This window comes from Vibrio hepatarius (genome assembly GCF_011806575.1).
Lineage (GTDB): Bacteria > Pseudomonadota > Gammaproteobacteria > Enterobacterales > Vibrionaceae > Vibrio > Vibrio hepatarius_A.
Map to the genome: position 1 here is coordinate 15,998 of NZ_JAATOO010000011.1, position 20,196 is coordinate 36,193.

Consider the following 20,196-nt stretch of genomic DNA (forward strand, 5'->3'; position numbering starts at 1 on the left):
CGAAAAACGGTGGACTTATCTATCGCAATGCTACCAATACCAAACCAAGTAGTATCATCACTGAACCAAACACCCGGGTAAGCAGTAATCTTTCAGACAAAAAGACGACGCCCAAAACCATGCCGATCACTATGCTCAATTGGCGTAGTGCTACAACGTAGCTAACATTTTCAGTCATCGTCATTGCCAGCAAAACCAGTCCATAGGTCGTCGACATCATAATCCCAGCAATCGTTGCTGAGCGACGGATTTGCCACGCTTCAACGATATCAACCCAAGATTTGCTCAGAGTCAGATAAATGACAAAACAAAGTGATATCGACCAGAACTGAAGTCCTAGATAGAAAATCGCGCTGCTAACATCACTGACTTGAGAATGAAACGTCTGGTCGAGTACCAATAATGCCTCTTTGTCGACTACAGAGTAGCCTGCGGTTCCTATCGCCGCGATCACCGCCCAGACCACGCCAAGATGCACATAGTTACGAACGTTCAGTTGACTAAAAGACTCCAAAGGGACAAACAGACAGCCAATGGTGATCAGTAAAAAGCCGAACCAAGTAAAAACCGTCAGCGAGTAACCCAACAAGACGGTTGCTACGCCGACCATTAAAACAGGTAGCGCACGAGCAATGGGATAAACCACGCCAATATCGGCTTGTTTATACGCAAATCCCAGTCCCAATAAGTAGATCATCTGAGCAACGCCACTGATGACAAGTAAATACCAAAACTGAGTTGGCATCGCCGCTAGACCGACGATATTGAAGTACCAAATGAGAAACGGTGATAGCAGCAAAGCCGCTGCAGTAGCACTCGATAGGAAAAATGCAGGTCCAGACGCAGTATTACTTTTACTAAGAAGATTCCAGCCAGCATGCAGAAAAGCAGAAACCACCACCAAAATGATCGCCAAGAGCGACATATCAAATCCTTATAAAAAAGGCTTCCTTGTGGAAGCCTCGGTCCTATTGCTGAAAGGGTTAACGTTGAAGCTCTGCGAGAGACTCAATACTGATCGCATCATGACGCCAATACTCGATATCGCAGTCGATCAACTCTCCATTTTGGTCATAGTTGATGCGTTCGACCACCATTGCAGGCGTCCCTGACGTGGCTCTTAGCGCTTGGGCTGTTTCACCTAAAAGCGTGCTGGTAGAAATCCGGTAACGCGTTTTCTGGTAAACCACGCCAAAATGCTCACGATAAATGTCGGTGAGCGAATTTGAGAGGTCGAAATCTAACAAGTTAGGAAACAACTCTGGGCGGATATAGTTGGTGACATAAACAACTGGACGCTCTTCCAAGAACCTCACTCGGTCGACACGATATACATCAGAGAAAGGCTGAAGATTCAGTAAACTTGCAGCTTGCTTGTTAGCTAGAATCCCTTTCGCCGCGACCACTTGCGTTTTAGGCACTCGATTTTGCGCCAGCGCCATATTGGGAAAGTTCAGTGTCTGAGTGGGATCGTATTTCAAAGGCTCAGGAGAAATAAACCAACCTCTCCTGTCTTCTCGATAAATTCGCCCTTCTGCTTCCAACAGGGACAACGCTTCACGCAAAGTTACACGTGTGGTATCAAATGATTCTGCCAACTTTCTTTCTGCTGGTAGTTTCTGTCTTGGAGACAACAAACCCGATTCAATTTGTTCGACAATGGAGTCTTTAATTTTAACGTACTGCACTTATTGTCCTTATCTGTTACGCCACGCTTGTGTTCGATTCTCTAACCATTTGCCCAGCGTCATGTGAAGCAACTTCGCTACTGCAGCCGACAGCATAATCATGACTGCCATTGCCGCCGCTGACCCCGTTTGCCCTGCATCGTCCATATTCAAAACCGATACCGAAGCAGGAATGGTGTCTGTCGAATAGATAAATACTACCGCAGAAGTGGTGGTTAATGCATTAATAAACAGGTAGCTAGCGATATCTAGAATCGCTGGCATACAAACCGGCAGCGTTACTTTTAAAAACAGCTTGTACTGCGGAAGTTTCACTGACGCAGCCGTCGCCTCTATTTCAGCAGGAATCTGCTTTAATGCTGTCAGTGCTGTCATGTGGCCAACGGTGTAATAATGCACCACTGTGTTAGCGACAAGAAAAGCCATCGTGCCATAAAGTACATTCAACGGGTTATTCACATCATTGAAGTAAAAGATATAACCTAGGCCTAACACCATACCGGGTACCGCCATCGGCATTACACTCAGCATCTGCATCACTTGTCGAACAGGAGAAAATGCACGCCCTTTTTCAATGCAATACGCACCAACAAAAATGATCGTGGTTCCTATAATCGCCGTCCATGTCGCGAGTGATAGAGAGTTAAAGTACGGGCTCCAGCCGTAAGTACTCATTTCCGCAAAGTTATAGTTGTTGAGGGTCAATGCTGTATTCCACGGCCAGAAAGTGACTAGCGAGCCGTATACCGCCATTCCTAACACAGCAACCACCGCACAAGAAATCAACGTGCAATAGACCAAACACACACCATCACGCACTGGATTCGGCTCGGGCTTGTAAGGCACTGAACGAGTATCGAACAGGCTTTTTTGTTTTCTCTGCACCCAGCGGTCTGCGGTAAAAGCAAACAACGCTGGAATCAACAATACGATACTGGTGACAGCCCCCATCGAAAAATTCTGCTGCCCGACAACTTGCTTAAAGATATCCGTGGCCAGAACGTTGTAGCTACCACCGATCACTTTTGGCACACCAAAGTCACACACCACCAGCGTGAATACCACAATCAAAGTGCTGATAAGACCATACTTAGCGGCAGGTAATGTGACGATAAAAAAGGTTTTGAACGGAGAAGTTTTTAGCGCACGCGCAGCTTCATACAATCTCGCATCCGATGTGCGCAGAGAGGTCGTCATGATCATCAACGCGTGTGGAAACGTCCAGAATATCAGACCAAGAGAAATACCAATTAAACCGTAAATTGAGTGCCCAGCTAAGAGTTCTTTTGCATTCCCCTGATTACCAAACAAGAAAATCAGACTGATGGCCGGAAGCAGAGACGGAGCTAAAATTGGTGCGGTCCCCAATACGTGAAATAGGCCTTTGAAAGGCATGTCAGAGCGGGTCAATGCGTATGCATAGCCAAATGACAACACACCGACGACAACGGTCACTAAAAGCCCGATTTTGAACGTATTACCAAGTGATTGCCAAAGCGCAGCTTGTGAAAAATAGTTGGCAAAATTTGCCAAACCAACAAAGTCCCCAGCACTGTTTTGCACACTTTTTACCATCATTGCCCATAGCGGCATAACGATAAACAGCACCATCAATACAGACAGTAGAGTCAAGAGCGCAAACAACACTACATTGTCACGGCTCAAACGACTTACCCACCCAGTTGCGCCTAGTGACGAGTTCGAAACTTTCATCGTTGGGTTACTCATAGTAGAAAACTCCAGGAAGAGGAACTACGCGGCGTTTTTTTTTAACTCAGAAGGGGTAGTCGCTGGATAAGCCAAGTTCCCTTGCTGTGCAAACTTCACGTATCGCAACTCGCCGACTGTTAAATTAAGTAGCTGCACCGCCTCGCCTGTTATATCAGCGTAAATTGGCGTTGCATGTTTATCGTCTTGTAGTTCGCACTCAACACGATAAAACGCCCCCAAAAACTCGCATGACTTGATACGCACAGGCAAAGCATCTGTGGCACTTTGAACAATTCGGACCCCTTCAGGGCGAACCGCAAGAGTAAAACGGTCGCCGCGCGACAAGTCGTAATTATTTACCTCAGGCAATGGCAACAAAGACTCCGCTACACGCAGGCTGGTATCGGTAGCTAAAGAGGCGTCGATAAAGTTCATTTTGCCAACAAATCCCGCAACAAAACGCGTCGCTGGACGCTGATAGATCTCTTGCGGCGTGCCGACCTGCTCAATCACACCGTGGTTCATGACCACGATGCGATCCGCCATGGTCAACGCTTCATCTTGGTCGTGTGTGACCATAATCGTCGTGATACCCAGTTTGCGTTGCAGCTTACAGATTTCATCACGCAGATGAACGCGCACTTTTGCATCGAGTGCAGACAAAGGCTCATCAAGAAGCAGTAACCCTGGCGATAATGCCAGTGCGCGAGCTAAAGCAACGCGCTGTTGCTGGCCACCAGAGAGTTGATTAGGAAACTTATGCGCAGAGGTTGGCAAACCTATCATCTCAAGCCAGTAGTCCACTTTTTCTAACGCGTCTTTGGTCGACATCCCTTGGTTTTTCAAACCAATAGCGATGTTCTCTTGAACGGTCAGATTGGGAAACAGAGCGTAAGACTGAAAGACAATGCCGAAGTCTCGCTTTTCAGGTGGCAGGAACGTGGTATCTTGGCCGTCTTGTTGAATTGCACCAGAAGTTGGTAAATCTAGGCCTGCGATTGCTCTTAGCAATGTGGTTTTACCGCAACCTGAAGGGCCAAGAAAGCAAACAAATTCACCTTTTTCGATCGCCAGTGAGATTTGCTTTAACGCGGTGAACTGTCCAAATTGCTTCACCACATTATCAATTTGTAGGTAAGGTTGGTTAGTTGACATAACACACTCTCCAAATGGTATATACCAACCTTAAATCTGCTTTATTGCAGTCGAATGACAAATTTATAGACGAAAGATGACAGCAAGATGAAACCGGAAACCGTATGGAGAGAAAACTCGTTAGATGCTAAGCCGTTATCGCTAGTCGTGCCATTCAACCGACATTCTGAAATAAGGGACGTCCCCTTTATAGAATCGCTCACCACATTTATTCATGGCAAAACGTTGATACAAACCAGCCGCCGTTTCGCGTGCATCACACCACAACTGACGGACCTGCTTCGCTTGTAAATCGCTGATGATTCTTTGCAAAACCTGACTGCCGATACCTTTACCTTGATATTCATGCAAGGTCGCGAACTTTCTTAACCGCGCACTACCGTTTTCAATAAATATCGATGCAACACAAACTAATTTGTCGCCGTCATATGCCCCATAATGCAGCCCTTGTTCGTCTTCTTCAACACGGCAAAACTCTTCGCTTTTACTTGGCCACAGCACAACAAATCGTATCGGCAGCGTTTCTTCTGCGCTGATTATTTTAATCTTCATAATGTTCCCTATTTAACCGAACACTAATGTGCCTTGCTTTAATACAGAATGCAAAAAGGAGAGCACAGGCTCTCCTTTGATTATTTGTCTTTATCTGATTAAACTGATTACGATTTAGGTTCAGATTTCGCGTCAAACTTCTCTGACCAAATCGCTAAAATATCGGCGCGCTTACTACCCATTTGCGCAAAATCCATCTTCGCCATATTAGCTTGTACGTTCGGGAAGTTCGATACTGTCGCTTTTACGTCTTTGTGAGCAACAACTGGGTACATTTCTACGTACAGCTCGTTCGCCGCTTTCGAAATTGACCAATCGACCACGCGTTTAGCCGCATCAGACTCTTTTACCAGACCAACCGCTTCTGATTCCCAGCCAATACCTTTTGGCGTAATCACATCCAAAGGCGCGCCCTGAGTCTTCAACTTCGCACCACGGCTTGCCATAGAGATACCAATTGCGACTTCACCCATCCCCGCTTGAACACATGGCTTAGAACCAGAGTGGGTGTAATGTGCGATATTGTTATCGAGCTTTTTCATGTAATCCCAAGCTTTGTCTTCACCCATATTTTGCAGCCATGCAGAAACCTGCATGTAACCCGTACCTGATGATGCAGGGTTTGGCATCGCGATATGACCTTTGTAAACTGGCTTGGTTAAATCTTCCCAGCTCATTGGTTTTGGCAAGTTTAATTGCTTAGCCACCACTTCGTTGAAACACACCGCATTAAAGAACGCATCGTTGCCAAACCACGCTTGGTTCGACTGAGGGTCATTCAGGCTAGCATTAAGCTCATTTACACCTTTTGGCGTGTAAGGTTTAAGAATACCTTCTTCTTTTAGTAACGCCATCGAAGAACCAGCCAAACCCCAAACGACTTCTGCACGAGGGTTGTTTTTCTCTGCCAGCAGTTTTGCGGTCATGATGCCTGTTGAATCACGTACCCACTTGATCGTTACGTCTGGATTTTCTTTTTCAAACGCCGATTTGTACTTGGCCAGAATGTCAGTTTCGAAAGCGGTGTAAACCGTCACTTCCTGTGCTGCGAACGCATTTGTTGCCAGCAGTGAAACCAGTGCAGCTAGCGATCCTTTCATCAAACGGTTTTTCATCATCTTCTCCAATTTAGACTGTTTCGTTTGAAGACCACTTGTTTAACGCTTCGCACTAACAATGTGGTCTGTACCAGTTGATGATATCCACCCTAAAATCTGTTTGTGACAAAAGCATGAACAAAAAATGGCAGTTGTGCGAAACAAAGACCAAATCGATTTTCGATAAATTTTCCTGCTGGTTTGATATTAAAGTTTTATGAAATCCGCCTGCGAGCTATTTACTCCGATTTTTTGCTGCTGATAAAGTACCAATAAATTCTGGTATACACCAAAAAAACAAAACGGATATTGTCATGAAGAACGAATACTTATTGCTGACCCCTGGACCACTATCAACATCGGAAACGGTACGCGAAGCTATGCTTAAAGATTGGTGTACTTGGGATGACGAATACAACAAAGACGTGGTCGAAGTAATTCGCAACAAGCTGGTTAAACTGGCGACTCAGCAAGATGGATACACCAGTGTGCTCATGCAAGGTAGCGGCACTGCATCTGTAGAAGCCACCATCGGTAGCATAATTGATAACAATGGAAAGCTACTCGTGGTCGACAATGGCGCTTACGGCGCTCGTATTGCTCAGATTGCCGACTACCTAAATATCCCATTCCATGTCGTTTCTCCTGGCGAAACATCACAGCCACACTTGAACGAGGTAGAAACGGCATTGGCATCGGATACCGCGATCACTCACGTCGCGATAGTCCACTGTGAAACCACCACCGGCATGCTAAACCCGATTGAAAGGATTGCAGCATTGGCAAAGCAACACAACAAAACCGTGATTCTCGACGCGATGTCGAGCTTTGGTGGCATTCCAATGGACATCGGCGAGCTTGGCATCGACTTTATGATCAGCTCTGCCAACAAGTGTATTCAAGGCGTACCTGGCTTTGGCTTTGTAATTGCAAAACAAGATGAACTCGAAAAATGCAAAGGCCGCGCGCGTTCACTAAGCCTAGATTTGTATGACCAATGGCACTGCATGGAGGCCAACCACGGCAAGTGGCGCTTTACCTCACCGACTCATACCGTGCGCGCATTTTACCAAGCGCTGCTCGAACTTGAGCAAGAAGGCGGTATCGACGCCAGACATCAGCGCTACCAAACAAACCAGCAAGCGTTAGTCGAAGGCATGCGCAAACTTGGCTTCAAGACACTGCTGAGCGATGAACTTCACTCGCCGATCATCACCTCTTTCTATTCCCCAACAAGTAACGCTTATGAATTCAAACGATTCTACGCTCAGCTCAAAGAACATGGATTTGTGATTTATCCGGGCAAAGTCTCTAACGCCGACTGTTTCCGTATCGGCAATATTGGCGAAGTCTACCCAGAAGACATCCAACGCTTAATCCAAGCGGTAAGCAAGTCTATGTACTGGGACGATAACGTGACGGCAGCGTAACCATGGATAACAACGTACAACCGACCCACTTTCGTAGCGAAGGCGATATCAATACCACGCCTGCACGCGACAAATGGAACAAATCGATTGCAGACCCAAACACCCAATCGCTGCTGAAAAGAGATAGTGATGTGTTTCTACATCAAGCAATGTCCACGCCGTGCCTAGACTCACTCGTAAGCGCAGAAGGTATTTACCTGCAAGATACCTCTGGTAAGCGCTACATGGACTTTCATGGAAACAATGTCCATCAGCTTGGCTATGCTCATCCACATATCATTAAGAAAGTGCAAGAGCAGATCGCCAAACTGCCTTTTTCACCTCGTCGTTTCACCAATGAAATCGCGGTTCAATGCGCAGAAAAACTCACAGAAATCTGTGGTGGCGAATTAAATCGAGTGTTGTTTGCACCTGGTGGAACCTCAGCGATAGGTATGGCGCTCAAACTTGCGCGTCATATCACTGGCAACTACAAAGTGGTCTCGTTGTGGGATTCTTTTCATGGTGCATCACTTGATGCCATTTCGGTCGGAGGTGAAGCCTGTTTTCGTCAAGGCATGGGACCATTAATGGCCGGTGTAGAGCGTATTCCACCAGCGGTTTCTTATCGTGGCGCGTTTCCATTCAATAACGATTCCTCAAATGAGAGTGGCGATGTCCACTATGCCGATTATCTTGAGTACGTCATCGAAAAAGAAGGTGGCGTTGGCGTTTTTATCGCAGAAGCCGTACGTAACACCGACGTTCAAGTACCAAGTAAAGCCTACTGGAAACGGATACGAGAAATCTGCGACAAGCATAATGTCATGCTGATCATTGATGACATTCCTAACGGTATGGGGCGCAGTGGCGAATGGTTTACCCACCAAGCTTACGGTATCGAACCCGATATCCTTTGTATTGGCAAAGGCTTAGGCGGTGGATTAGTACCGATTGCCGCGATGGTCACCAAAGACAAGTACAACACCGCAGAGCAAATCTCTATGGGTCATTACACCCATGAAAAAAGCCCAATTGGTTGTTCGGCTGCACTTGCGACAATCGAAGCCATCGAGAACGAAAATCTACTAGAGAAAACCAAAAACGACAGCAAATTCATGCGCGATGAACTGCTACGCATGAAAGAGCGGTACCCATTGATAGGCGACGTGCGTGGAATCGGATTGTTGTGGGGTGTGGAGTTGGTCATTGATAGAAAGTCCAAACAACGCGCCTACGATGAAGCAGAAGCCGTGCTCTACCAATGCTTGAGCAACGGCCTTAACTTTAAAGTCTCTCAGGGCAATGTGATTCAGCTTAGCCCTCCGCTGATCATTACTCGACAACAACTAAAACAAGCGCTGGCAATATTTGAACAAGCCATTGCTGACACATGTAAAGAATACAACTACTTATAAGGGATAACAGATGACTCTTTCTCCTTCACCGCTGCAAGCCGTCATTTTTGACTGGGCAGGCACCATTGTTGATTTCGGATCGTTCGCGCCAACCAGTATTTTTGTTGAAGCGTTTAAACGTGGTTACGACTTTGACATCACACTCGATGAAGCGCGTGAGCCAATGGGCCTAGGCAAATGGGACCACATCCAAGCCGTGGGCCGTTTACCGAGCGTCGCCAAACGTTGGCAAGCTCAGTTTGGTCGAGCAATGAATAGTGACGATATCGACCGTATTTACGCCACATTTATGCCGTTGCAGAAAGCCAAAGTGGCTGATCATGCTGCGCCAATTCTTAACGCCATTGAGGTTGTAGAGGGGCTTAAGCAGCGTGGCATCAAAATTGGATCTTGCTCTGGCTATCCTCGCGAAGTAATGGACGTTCTTATCCCAGCGGCGGCCGATTACGGCTACAAGCCTGATTACGTGGTCGCGACTGATGATTTACCTCAAGGTGGTCGCCCGGCCCCGTTTATGGCACTGAAAAACGTAATTGAATTGGGCGTCACTAACGTATCTGCCTGTATTAAAGTCGATGACGCAGCACCCGGTATCGATGAAGGTCACAACGCTGGCATGTGGACGGTGGGTTTGTTGCTGTCCGGCAACGAAGCAGGACTAACGTTCGAAGAGTACCAATCTGCGAGTGAAAAAACGCTGTCAATCGCACGTGAAAAAGCCCGAGCAAAACTCAGCAAAAGCGCACCGCATTACCTGATCGATACCATTGCAGATCTACCTGCGGTCGTGACTGAAATCGAACACCGAATCGCTGAGGGTGAACGTCCTTAAGTAACAAAAAAACGGGCGCCCTTTCTCAAGAGCGCCCGATAACTCATCTCTGTAAAACCTTAAGCTACCAAGATGTTTTTCAATTCATGTAATGAGTTTACGGTGTAGTTCGGCGCAATGCCCTGTACTTGCTCTGCGCTATTTGTATTCAACCAACAAGTCTCAATCCCAAAGTTGATCCCGCCGAGGATGTCGGAATGAGGATTATCACCCACCATCAGAATCTTGCTCTTACACGGATTACCCATCACTTCTAATGCGTGGCTGAAAATACCCGCGTCCGGTTTCGCAACACCCACCTCTTCAGAGATAATTACGTGGTCAAAAAACTCGGTCATGCCGGTGCGCTCTAAACGAATCGCCTGAAGTTCGGTAAACCCATTAGTAATGATGCCCATTTTGGCTTTGCCTTGCAGCGCTTCCATCAACTCTTTCGCACCCGGTAACAAGGTACAAATATCGGCCATCGCTTCTAAAAAGGCGCGGTTCAGCTCTTGAGTCGTCGTTTCGAGCTTAGCTGCCCACTCTTGAAAACGAGTATGCTTCAACTCGTGTGCAGTGATTTTTCCGTCTTGATAATCCACCCACAGCGGCTTATTAATATTCTGGTAATGCTCAAAATCTTGCTGGGTAAAATCAACACCTTTGCGAGAGAACATTAGCTGCATCCCTTTAAATGCATCAAAGTGGAACAGGGTCTCGTCAGCGTCAAATAAGATCCAATCGTACTTCATTTTTCTCTCCTCAAATTGGCCCTGCTAGTGTAGATTGTTTTCTATTAGATGATAATCTAAGAACACAGAAAATAATTGTAAACTAAAACTCAACTATGCACGCATTCTCATCTATTCCTGTTTTTGTTGCCGTCGTTGAATGCGGTGGGTTTTCACCAGCGGCGAACAAACTCAATATTACCAAGTCGGCGGTAAGCAAACGCATCAACCAATTGGAAGATGAACTGGGAATTCGACTACTCAATCGCACCACTCGAAAACTGAGCCTTACTGAAGCAGGAAAACGCTACTACGAGTATGTTTCGCAATCTCTTAATCTCGCGCAGCAAGGCATTGATGCGGTTACTGAGCTGCAGGGGAACCCACGCGGAAAGCTCAAGCTTACGGCGCCGATGTCATTTGGTGTATTGCACGTTGCACCTTTAGTTGCGGAGTTTCTCGCGCTTTATCCTGATGTGGAAATCGACCTGCAACTTGAAGATCGCATGGTGGATTTAGTCCAAGATGGTTTCGATTTAGGTATCCGTATTGGCAACCTGCCCTTGTCTAACCTCGTAGCAAAACGGCTGACACCCTGTCGCAGTGTGCTTTGTGCCTCGCCAAATTATCTGGATCAACACGGTTTACCGAGCAAACCTTCCGACCTATCCAATCACAACTGTTTGCAATACACCTATTATCGCGGAGGCTCTGAATGGGTGTTTGAGTCTATGGGTAATGAGTTCCGAGTCGTACCCAAAGGACGCCTAACCGTCAACAACAGTGAAGCGATCCGAAGAGCCGTCATCGAAGGCGTTGGTATCGCTCAGTTACCGACATTCATCGTCGCCAAAGACATTGCAGAGGGGAATCTCATTCCAGTGATGCAAGACTATCAATTGCCAATGCATGCGGTTTATGCGGTATTCCCAGAGCGTAAACACATGCCCGTCAAAGTGCGGACGTTTATTGATTTTATTAGTGAACGCTTAGGCGCGGACAACCCTTATTGGGACAGCATGATCAAAGACACGCTGAATCTGTGATCCAATGCCCACGAATAGCAATCCAACAACTTTCTTCACCAAATCATGATGTTAAGCAAGCAGGCGCAGATTAGAACCACTACCATTGAGCCGTTGTATTAAGCCAGCCAAACTGGAGTCTGCGATGAAACACTTTCTACCATCCAGCGTTATGCTCACCCCATTTGTAGTAAAACACTATCCAGCTCAGGATGAAGAGACCGAGATTGAAGCGCAGCAAGAAGACGAGCTGAAGCTCGTTGACGAAGAGGAAGAATGAGATCCACTTCAGGTCGAAAACGCTGAAAATCATCTAACCTAGATAGCGTTAAAGACAAAAGGAAATCTGAACAATGAAAAAAGTAGCCGTCATACTCAGTGGTTCCGGTGTATTTGATGGAGCAGAGATTCATGAAGCCGTTCTTGCGTTGCATGCGATTGAAAAACAAGGCGCGACGTGGCACTGCTTTGCACCAAATATCGACCAGCTCCACGTCATTAACCACAAAACCGGCGAAGAGATGGACGAGACGCGTAATGTGTTAGTAGAAGCGGCACGTATCGCACGCGGTAACGTTGAAGATGTCGCCAAATTAAACCCAGACGAGTTCGATGCCCTACTACTACCGGGCGGTTTTGGCGCAGCAAAAAATCTGACTGATTTCGCTGTCCACGGCGCAGAATGTAGCATCAATACCCACGTAGCGTCGGCTTGTCGCGCTTTTGCTCAGACCAACAAACCTGCGGGCTATTTGTGTATCGCACCTGTTATTATTCCGATGATCTACGAAAACGGTGTCAAAGGTACCATAGGTAATGATGCTGCGACTGCTGCCGCGTTCAACACCATGGGAGGAGAACACGTAGACTGTACGGTTGACGAGATCGTGTTTGACCAAGAACACAAAGTGCTATCGACACCTGCTTATATGCTAGCCAATTCGATTTCAGAGGCAGCTTCTGGCATTGAAAAACTCGTGAGCAAACTGATTTCCCTCGCCTAAAGTTGTATATTTATTCAACAAAAGCCCTTTAAATTTCTGTTTAAAGGGTTTTTTATTTTTACATCTATCAACAGCCTGCAACTCATCCAACCAAAAACCTGAACAAGCAACCCACATTAAGTCATTAAAAATAAATAACTTTATCAGTAAAATTATACAATTGAATGCATATCACAATTTCACATCAAACTACTCATTAAGAAGTAGGAGATTAAGTGAGTTCATCTATACTCAGTGAAAATATATGCAACCAAAAACTTATAAGCTCTTTCCAATAAACACATAACAATGGAGTAATACAATGACGAGTGCATTTTTCATCCCTACAGTAAATTTGATGGGCGCAGGCTGTCTTAAAGACGCAGCAGACAGTATTCAGTCAAAAGGTTTTAAAAAAGGTCTTATTGTTACCGATAAAATCCTTAACCAAATCGGTGTCGTTAAGAAAGTCCAAGACCTTTTGACTGAACGTGACGTCGAAACTGTAGTATTTGATGGCACACAACCTAACCCGACGATTTCTAACGTTAATGACGGCCTTGCGCTGCTGAAAGCGAATGACTGTGATTTCGTTGTCTCTTTGGGCGGTGGTTCACCACACGACTGTGCAAAAGGCATTTCTTTAGTTGCGGCAAACGGCGGGAAAATCGGTGATTACGAAGGCGTAGACCAATCAGCTAAACCAATGCTACCTCTAGTTTCTATCAACACCACGGCAGGTACTGCCTCTGAAATGACTCGTTTCTGCATCATCACTGATGAAGAACGTCATATCAAAATGGCAATCGTAGATAAGCACACCACTCCGCTAATCTCGGTGAACGACCCTGAGCTAATGCTTGCGAAACCAGCGTCTTTGACTGCCGCAACGGGTATGGATGCACTGACTCATGCGGTGGAAGCGTACGTTTCAACTGCGGCAACGCCGATTACTGACGCTGTCGCAATTAAAGCGATCGAACTGATTCAAGCTCACCTACGTACTGCAGTAAAAGACGGCGGTAACCTAGAAGCTCGTGAACAAATGGCTTACGCGCAATTCATGGCGGGTATGGCATTTAACAACGCATCACTTGGTTATGTTCACGCGATGGCACACCAATTAGGTGGTTTCTACGACCTACCACACGGTGTGTGTAATGCAATTCTTCTACCACACGTGCAGCGTTACAACGCGCAAGTCGTGCCTGCTCGTCTACGTGACGTTGCAAAAGCACTAGGAGTGAACGTTGAAGGTATGACGCCAGAGCAAGGTGCAGACGCAGCGATCGAAGCTATCGTGTCACTAGCGAAAGATGTTGGCATCCCAGCAGGCATCCAAGAGCTAGGTGCGAAGGCGGAAGACATCCCAACGCTTGCTGACAACGCACTAAAAGATGCTTGCGGTTTCACTAACCCTAAACAAGCGACGCACGAAGAGATCACCGCGATTTTCGAAGCTGCGATGTAATCTCTCGCGTAATCCAATACGGATTAACGACAGATCAAAAAGCCCTCGACGTATCTCGAGGGCTTTTTCTTTGTTGTTTGTTAGTATTTGGTATGCGCAGCTTGTTAAAGCATTTCTTTGGCAATCAAGTGCAGCAGATACGTTTCACGTTCGATGCTCATGCCTTTCTTCGGGCTTTCCGCGATGGTTTTTTCGTTGTGAGCAATCGCATCATGGATGTTGACCCAAACCGGCTTCATACCGTTTTTAACTTCGTAATCTTCATACGCCGTTTCGCCTAACTGCGCATCAATTTTGCAGCTATAGCAGTATGACGTCATGTGCATCACGTCTGCATCGTCTTTGTACCAAGGACGAAACTCTTCATAAATACCAAAAGGCTTGATGTTATGAATGTTGCGCGCGCCCGTTTCTTCCTGAAGCTCTCTGACCATACCAGCAATCACATCTTCACCTTCGTCCAAGCCACCACCAGGAATGGTGTAGTCATGGTAACGCTCGGTGTAGAGCAATAAGATTTTCTCACCTTCGACGACAATCGCACGTGCCGCTTTGCGCTGAAAAACAGTTTTGTCGTCCAAGTGTTCAATATCAGGGTGAACGGTAGTTTTTAGATGTCTCATGACTGCTGCTTGTTAGTCGAATTTGCGCAGATTCTACCACATCACCCTGTGCTCTCAAGCTCACGAGTCAAGAATGAATCCACAATAAATTGATGGTTTAATTTTTTACTATTTAGAGGTTCAATAAGAGCAATTCCCTCCAACATCTATTTTGAGAGGCTCTTTATGTTAGATGTCGCATTATTCAGCACTAAATCGTATGACGAAGTATCATTTCGCCAAGCCAATAAACAATTTGGCTTCAATCTTCATTTCCATGATTTCGCTTTAACACCAAAAACCGCCAAAATGGCGCAAGGTTCGCAAGTCGTCTGCCCGTTCGTGAATGACGATCTATCCGCTGAAGTGCTTAAGTCGCTTTCCGAACATGGGGTCAAGATGGTCGCCATGCGCTGCGCTGGGTTTGACCGCGTCGATTTGGACGCAGCCAAACAACTCGGCATCCAAGTGGTTCGCGTACCAGCTTATTCACCTGAATCTGTCGCTGAGCACGCAGTGGGCCTAATGATGAGCCTCAACCGCCGCTTCCATAAGGCTTATCAGAGAACCCGTGACGCGAACTTCTCGCTCGACGGTTTGGTAGGCTTTAACTTCCACGGTAAAACCGCAGGCGTCATTGGCACGGGTAAAATCGGTATCGCGACAATGCGCATTCTTAAAGGGCTAGGCATGAACATTCTCTGTTTTGACCCGTATGAAAACCCGCTCGCGATTGAAATGGGCGCGACTTACTGCAGCAAAGATCAGTTGTTTCAACAGAGTGATGTGATCACGTTGCATTGTCCAATGTCTGAAGAAAACTACCACTTACTCGATGAGAAAGCCTTCAATCAAATGAAAGATGGTGTGATGATCATTAACACCAGCCGTGGTGGATTATTGGATGCGTCTGCGGCGATCGAGGCGCTAAAGAAAGGCCGTATCGGCGCACTGGGTTTGGATGTGTATGAGAATGAGAAAGAGCTATTCTTCCGTGACAAATCTAACGATGTCATTGTCGATGATGTATTCCGTCGTCTATCCGCGTGTCACAACGTGCTGTTTACTGGACATCAGGCATTCTTAACCGACGAAGCGCTCGGTAATATCGCTGATACAACACTCGGTAGTGTTGCTGCGTTCCAAGAGGGTAAACTCTCTGGCAACGAACTGATCGAGTTCTAAGCATCAACAGATAAACTAAGGGCTTCCAATCGGAAGCCCTTTTTGTTGGTACTTTTAGTTACTTGCGTAGTGAATTGAGTTTCGCCTGAGCAATACCAAAGACGGTATTGATCGGGTAGCTGCCCTCTTCACTCAAAGTACCGGCTGGTTTACCCATAAATAGCTCGATTGCCTCAGTCACGTGGTCAATCGCCCAGATATGGAACTCACCTTTTTCGACCGCTTTCACCACGTCTTGTCTTAGCATCAGATTGTGAGTGTTCGCGCGAGGGATAATCACCCCTTGTTCGTGGCTGCGACCTTTGATGGTACACACATCGAAGAAGCCTTCGATCTTCTCGTTCACCCCGCCAATTGGCTGTGCTTCACCAAACTGGTTCATTGAGCCAGTAATCGCAATATCCTGACGGTTTGGTTGTTTCGAGAACGCGGATACCACGGCACAAAACTCTGCCATACTCGCGCTATCTCCATCCACGCCACCATAAGATTGCTCAAAGGTGATGGTGGTATTGAGCGGCACCTTCGCGGTTTTGCCGAACACCGATGACAAGTAGGCACTGAGGATCATTACCCCTTTGGAGTGAATGCTGCCGCCAAGGTCAACGCTGCGCTCAATGTCGATCACATCACCTTCGCCGTAACAGGTCGTCGCGGTAATGCGGTTTGGTGCACCAAACATATATTCGCTGGTACTTAACACCGATAACGCGTTGACCTGACCAATCGCCGTACCCTCAGTTTGGATCAGCGTCGTACCATTGACAAAGCCTTCCATCACCGTATCTTTCAAGCGGCTGACTCGCAGCTCTTGGTTTGCCAACGCTTCCTCTACATGGCTAGAGCGAATCATGTTTGAGTTCGCCTGTTTGGCCACATAATTGGACTCTCGAAGCAGGTTTGCGATGTGCGCGGAATGCAAAGAGAGCTTGTTCTGATCACCCGCTAATCGAGAACTGTGCTCAATAATGCGCGCAATCGCTTTGCGGTCACAATGCAGCATGTTGTTGTCATTGACGACGCTGGAAATAAAGCGCGCGTAATGCAGTTCAGATTCATCGGTACGCGTCATCTCGTCTTCAAAATCCGCGGTTACTCTGAACAATTCGCTAAACTCCGGATCGTAGTGCTGCAGCAACTGATAGGTACGGTAGTCACCGAACAAGATGATCTTCACATCCAAAGGAATCGGTTCTGGATCGAGTGATACTGTGCCAGTAAGGGTGACTTCTTTCTCCAGCGAGGTATAACTCAACTGGCGAGCACGTAACGCTCGTTTGAGACCATCCCAAACATATGGCTGTTCCAATACCTTTTGCGCATCCATTAACAGTACGCCGCCGTTCGCTTTGTGAAGACTGCCCGGACGAATCAACGAGAAGTCCGTAAACACGGTACCTTTGAACGTTGCAGTTTCGACATAACCAAACAACGAGTGGTAGTTCGGGTTCTCTTCCACCACAATCGGGAAGTCTTCTTCTTTACGGCTTACTAGAACGTTAATCTTGTAACGGCGCGGCAGTCTCTTATCCAGTGACGCACTGGCAATTTCTGCCTGCTCTTCACTTTTCTCTAAGAAAATATCGGCGTTTTCAACAATGTCTTTTTGTAGGTCTTTTAGATAAGACTTAATCTCTGGATAACGAGAATAGTCTTTCTTCAACTGCTTAATGAAATGAGCAATAACGTCGAGCGTGACTTCGTCGTTAAGCTTTTTGATCTTATCGCTGTACGACTCTTCCCATTCTGTCAGCTGTCTAACCATATCGCGCAATTGCACTTCTAGCGCATCAATGGTATCGCTGAAGTGTTCTTGCTCTTTTTTGCTCAGGTTGTCAAAGCTCTCTTCGGTGTGCATCTCTTCGCCATTCATTGCGACGAATTGATAGTCACCTTGAGTGGTGATGGTCAGGCTGATGCCTTGGGCTTTCGCCTCTTTGGCAATCTGTGCCAACTCCGCTTCTTGTTTTTGCGCCAACTGGTTTTTCAGTTTGTCTGCGCGGCTGTAATAGATTTCATTGTCGAACGCGAGTGGCAGCGCGTTGAGCAGTTTAGAGATGAGTTTCTCGATGTCTTGTCTGAATCGACTGCCCACTCCACACGGCAGCTTAAGTACCTTAGGTGTACGGACGTCATCAAAATTCGCCACATAGCACCAATCGTAAAGGTCATTTACGTCGTGTTTGTGTCGATTCAGATAACGCAAGATCATGGTGCGCTTTCCGAGCCCGTTCTGGCCAATCGCGTAGATGTTGTAGCCCTTCTCTTTGATCGACATCGCGAACTCAACCGCTTTCTGCGCGCGTTTCTGACCGACGATCTCATCGATTGGCGCCAACTCTTTTGTCGACTTGCTTGGCAACATTTCTAGCTCAGCAGCGTGGTAAAGCTTGCTAGCTTCTAGCCGTTGAATAGCCATCTCAAATTTCCTTATTATTCTAATATTCCACTAGTTTAGGCTAGATTTGGTTATATTTTAGTGACTTACGCACTATTTAAGTTCAAGTGATTAAATATCCACCAACTTATTTTTAATTTTTATTTAAATAATAATTATTTGCAATGGAGAATTAATTGCATTTAAATATGCAAGAACGTAATTCTGGTGGAGTATAAAACATGGATCTACAGCAGTGCTGGACTCACTATCTCAAAGCTGAACAGTTATTGGAACAAGGTCACTGGCCCGAAGCTCACTATCTGTATGATCAGGTGCTTTGCCACCTTCCAAGTCATATCCAATCCGCGCTCGATTGCAAAGAGACCAAGCCGTGTCAGTTTAGCTGTCTGCTTACTGGTTTGCGTGATGCCGCGGTATCGCAATCGGAAATTCTCAACAAACTAGGACAACACGACCGAGCGTTTGAACAGCTCAATCAAAGCTACGCACTACTGCAGTTCCTCTCGATTGAAAGCGCTGACTTAGTCAAAGCGACCTACCATATTCTGGATAAAAACAGTGAAGAGTTATTACAGCGTATGTCGGCCTTTTGTAGCGCGCAGCGTAACGCACAGTGGATGCTTGAGTTCGAACGAGTACAAAGAGCACACCACCATTTTGCATCGCTAAAAGCCCACTCCCCGATACCAGAAAGCGTTCGTCTCGTTCATTAAAATAAAGGAATACCCATGTCACAGACGAAGTTATGGAACAAGGAACGGCAGCTGAGATATTCCACAATCCACAAAGTGACTACACCAAAAAGCTCATTACAGCGTCGTTTGATTTGGAACATCCAGACAAAGTTGCCTAGAGCCAAAAGAGTTTCGGTTTGGCCGCCGAGTTCTATCAATCTATCGCTTCAACATTAGATTGGTAGCCAACATGCCGACGCAAGGATGCGTCGGCTTTATTGTTTCTAGAAGTAGTGAGAAATGGCCAAGTATCGTGTGCGGATATGCTCGATAAGCAATTTCACTTTGTTGGGCGGCTGACGGGTAAACGGATACACCGCATACACACCTAAGCGCTTGCCAACCTGTTCTGGGAACAAATCAACTAGCTGCCCGTTGCGTAAATCGTGGTAAACCAAACACCTTGGTACATACGCGATGCCATGCCCGCCGAGCGCCGCTTTTCGTAGTGCCGTCGCGTTATCGGTATTAAACGTACCTGAGACACCGACAATGTAGTTGCCCTTTTCGCCCTTAAATTCCCATTCACTCGCGCCAGTAGTTTGATAAGCGTATTGCAAACAGTTGTGGTCAACCAAGTCTTCGGGGCGGGCGGGTTTTGAGTTTCGCGCAATGTAGGTCGGCGAAGCACACACTACCCATTGAGAGTCGAGAATATGTCTGGCGATCAAGCTGGAATCTTCCAGATAACCGGTACGAATGACCAAGTCGTAACCGCCTTCAATTAAGTCGACAAAGCGGTTATTGAGCGACATATCGACGGTTAAACCCGGGTGCATGTTACAAAACTCCGCCACGGCATCGGCCAAAATTAAATCACCCGAAATGCACGGCACCGACATTTTGATGTGACCGCTTATATTCTCGCCAAAACCTGAAACCGCATCCATAGCTTCAAGAGTGGCTTGCTTCACATTTTTGGCTCCGTGTGTCAGCGCCTTTCCTGCCTCTGTGAGGGTTAATTTACGCGTAGTTCGATATAATAATTGAACGCCTAACTCCTCTTCTAGACGGGCAATTCTTTTGCTAACTACCGAATTTGTAAGACTATTTGCCTCTGCAACCTTACTAAAGCTGCCCATCTCTACTACCTGTGAAAACAGGATTAAATCGTCTGCACGCATCGCATTATGCCATTTTTGGAACTAATTATTTTCATTATTTCCCTATATCAAAAAAAAATAAAGGGGTAGATTCACCGCGAATTAACACAATTATCAC

The 20,196-nt window shown here is 46.5% G+C and carries 20 protein-coding genes; 10 read left to right on the forward strand and 10 right to left on the reverse strand.

Going from position 1 to position 20,196, the window contains the following annotated elements; translation table 11 throughout:
* Positions 1-19: 19 nt before the first annotated feature.
* From HCZ42_RS10625 to HCZ42_RS10650, 6 genes are all read right to left on the reverse strand, one after another.
* Positions 20-925 (reverse strand): EamA family transporter, encoded by a 906-nt coding sequence (locus HCZ42_RS10625; protein WP_167420676.1) that lies wholly within the window; start codon positions 923-925, stop codon positions 20-22.
* Between the two features lie 58 nt (positions 926-983).
* Positions 984-1,688 carry a phosphonate utilization transcriptional regulator PhnR gene (phnR, locus tag HCZ42_RS10630; RefSeq protein WP_167420677.1) on the reverse strand — a complete coding sequence of 235 codons (705 nt, stop codon included), beginning with the start codon at positions 1,686-1,688 and terminating at the stop codon, positions 984-986.
* A 9-nt stretch (positions 1,689-1,697) separates the two neighbouring features.
* Complete coding sequence (locus HCZ42_RS10635) at positions 1,698-3,416, reverse strand: putative 2-aminoethylphosphonate ABC transporter permease subunit (protein WP_167420678.1); 1,719 nt, start codon at positions 3,414-3,416, stop codon at positions 1,698-1,700.
* A gap of 24 nt (positions 3,417-3,440) precedes the next feature.
* Positions 3,441-4,553: a putative 2-aminoethylphosphonate ABC transporter ATP-binding protein gene (locus tag HCZ42_RS10640; RefSeq protein ID WP_167420679.1), complete on the reverse strand. Its 1,113-nt coding sequence runs from the start codon at positions 4,551-4,553 to the stop codon at positions 3,441-3,443.
* Between the two features lie 141 nt (positions 4,554-4,694).
* A complete protein-coding gene (locus HCZ42_RS10645) occupies positions 4,695-5,105 on the reverse strand; it encodes a GNAT family N-acetyltransferase (RefSeq protein WP_167420680.1) in 411 nt (136 codons plus the stop codon).
* 107 nt (positions 5,106-5,212) lie between these two features.
* Positions 5,213-6,223, reverse strand: a complete 1,011-nt coding sequence (locus HCZ42_RS10650) for a putative 2-aminoethylphosphonate ABC transporter substrate-binding protein (protein ID WP_167420681.1) — start codon at positions 6,221-6,223, stop codon at positions 5,213-5,215.
* 293 nt (positions 6,224-6,516) lie between these two features.
* Here HCZ42_RS10650 and phnW point away from each other — a divergent pair, with 293 nt between their 5' ends.
* The 3 genes from phnW to phnX are packed head-to-tail and all read left to right on the forward strand — an operon-like array spanning position 6,517 to position 9,861.
* The gene (gene phnW, locus HCZ42_RS10655; RefSeq protein ID WP_167420682.1) at positions 6,517-7,632 is read left to right on the forward strand and encodes a 2-aminoethylphosphonate--pyruvate transaminase; all 1,116 of its coding nucleotides are present in this window, start codon (positions 6,517-6,519) and stop codon (positions 7,630-7,632) included.
* A 2-nt stretch (positions 7,633-7,634) separates the two neighbouring features.
* Positions 7,635-9,029: an aspartate aminotransferase family protein gene (locus tag HCZ42_RS10660; protein WP_167420683.1), complete on the forward strand. Its 1,395-nt coding sequence runs from the start codon at positions 7,635-7,637 to the stop codon at positions 9,027-9,029.
* 10 nt (positions 9,030-9,039) lie between these two features.
* A complete protein-coding gene (phnX, locus tag HCZ42_RS10665; protein WP_167420684.1) occupies positions 9,040-9,861 on the forward strand; it encodes a phosphonoacetaldehyde hydrolase in 822 nt (273 codons plus the stop codon).
* A 59-nt stretch (positions 9,862-9,920) separates the two neighbouring features.
* Here the strand turns inward: phnX and yjjG are convergent, their stop codons facing one another.
* A complete protein-coding gene (yjjG, locus tag HCZ42_RS10670) occupies positions 9,921-10,595 on the reverse strand; it encodes a pyrimidine 5'-nucleotidase (RefSeq protein WP_167420685.1) in 675 nt (224 codons plus the stop codon).
* 95 nt (positions 10,596-10,690) lie between these two features.
* Between yjjG and HCZ42_RS10675 the strand changes: the two genes are divergently transcribed.
* The 4 genes from HCZ42_RS10675 to yiaY all read left to right on the forward strand — a co-directional run bounded on the left by HCZ42_RS10675 (position 10,691) and on the right by yiaY (position 14,053).
* Positions 10,691-11,620 carry a LysR family transcriptional regulator gene (locus HCZ42_RS10675; RefSeq protein ID WP_167420686.1) on the forward strand — a complete coding sequence of 310 codons (930 nt, stop codon included), beginning with the start codon at positions 10,691-10,693 and terminating at the stop codon, positions 11,618-11,620.
* Positions 11,621-11,744: 124 nt separating this feature from the next.
* Positions 11,745-11,879, forward strand: a complete 135-nt coding sequence (locus tag HCZ42_RS22035; protein ID WP_303047957.1) for a hypothetical protein — start codon at positions 11,745-11,747, stop codon at positions 11,877-11,879.
* 73 nt (positions 11,880-11,952) lie between these two features.
* Positions 11,953-12,603: an isoprenoid biosynthesis glyoxalase ElbB gene (gene elbB, locus HCZ42_RS10680; RefSeq protein WP_167420687.1), complete on the forward strand. Its 651-nt coding sequence runs from the start codon at positions 11,953-11,955 to the stop codon at positions 12,601-12,603.
* 301 nt (positions 12,604-12,904) lie between these two features.
* Entirely contained in the window at positions 12,905-14,053 is a 1,149-nt protein-coding gene (yiaY, locus tag HCZ42_RS10685; RefSeq protein ID WP_167420688.1) for an L-threonine dehydrogenase, read from the forward strand.
* Positions 14,054-14,157: 104 nt separating this feature from the next.
* Here yiaY and HCZ42_RS10690 read toward each other — a convergent pair whose 3' ends face one another.
* Entirely contained in the window at positions 14,158-14,676 is a 519-nt protein-coding gene (locus tag HCZ42_RS10690; protein WP_167420689.1) for an NUDIX hydrolase, read from the reverse strand.
* Positions 14,677-14,841: 165 nt separating this feature from the next.
* Here HCZ42_RS10690 and HCZ42_RS10695 point away from each other — a divergent pair, with 165 nt between their 5' ends.
* On the forward strand, positions 14,842-15,840 hold the full coding sequence (locus HCZ42_RS10695) for a 2-hydroxyacid dehydrogenase (RefSeq protein ID WP_167420690.1): 999 nt from the start codon (positions 14,842-14,844) through the stop codon (positions 15,838-15,840).
* A gap of 58 nt (positions 15,841-15,898) precedes the next feature.
* On the opposite strand, the gene HCZ42_RS10700 is transcribed toward HCZ42_RS10695, so the two are convergent.
* Positions 15,899-18,259, reverse strand: a complete 2,361-nt coding sequence (locus HCZ42_RS10700; RefSeq protein WP_167420691.1) for a Lon protease family protein — start codon at positions 18,257-18,259, stop codon at positions 15,899-15,901.
* A 200-nt stretch (positions 18,260-18,459) separates the two neighbouring features.
* Between HCZ42_RS10700 and HCZ42_RS10705 the strand changes: the two genes are divergently transcribed.
* The gene (locus HCZ42_RS10705; protein ID WP_167420692.1) at positions 18,460-18,954 is read left to right on the forward strand and encodes a hypothetical protein; all 495 of its coding nucleotides are present in this window, start codon (positions 18,460-18,462) and stop codon (positions 18,952-18,954) included.
* Between the two features lie 32 nt (positions 18,955-18,986).
* Positions 18,987-19,094, forward strand: a complete 108-nt coding sequence (locus HCZ42_RS22185; protein ID WP_439848997.1) for an ABC transporter ATP-binding protein — start codon at positions 18,987-18,989, stop codon at positions 19,092-19,094.
* Between the two features lie 105 nt (positions 19,095-19,199).
* On the opposite strand, the gene HCZ42_RS10710 is transcribed toward HCZ42_RS22185, so the two are convergent.
* Complete coding sequence (locus HCZ42_RS10710; RefSeq protein ID WP_167420693.1) at positions 19,200-20,099, reverse strand: LysR family transcriptional regulator; 900 nt, start codon at positions 20,097-20,099, stop codon at positions 19,200-19,202.
* Positions 20,100-20,196 lie beyond the last annotated feature (97 nt).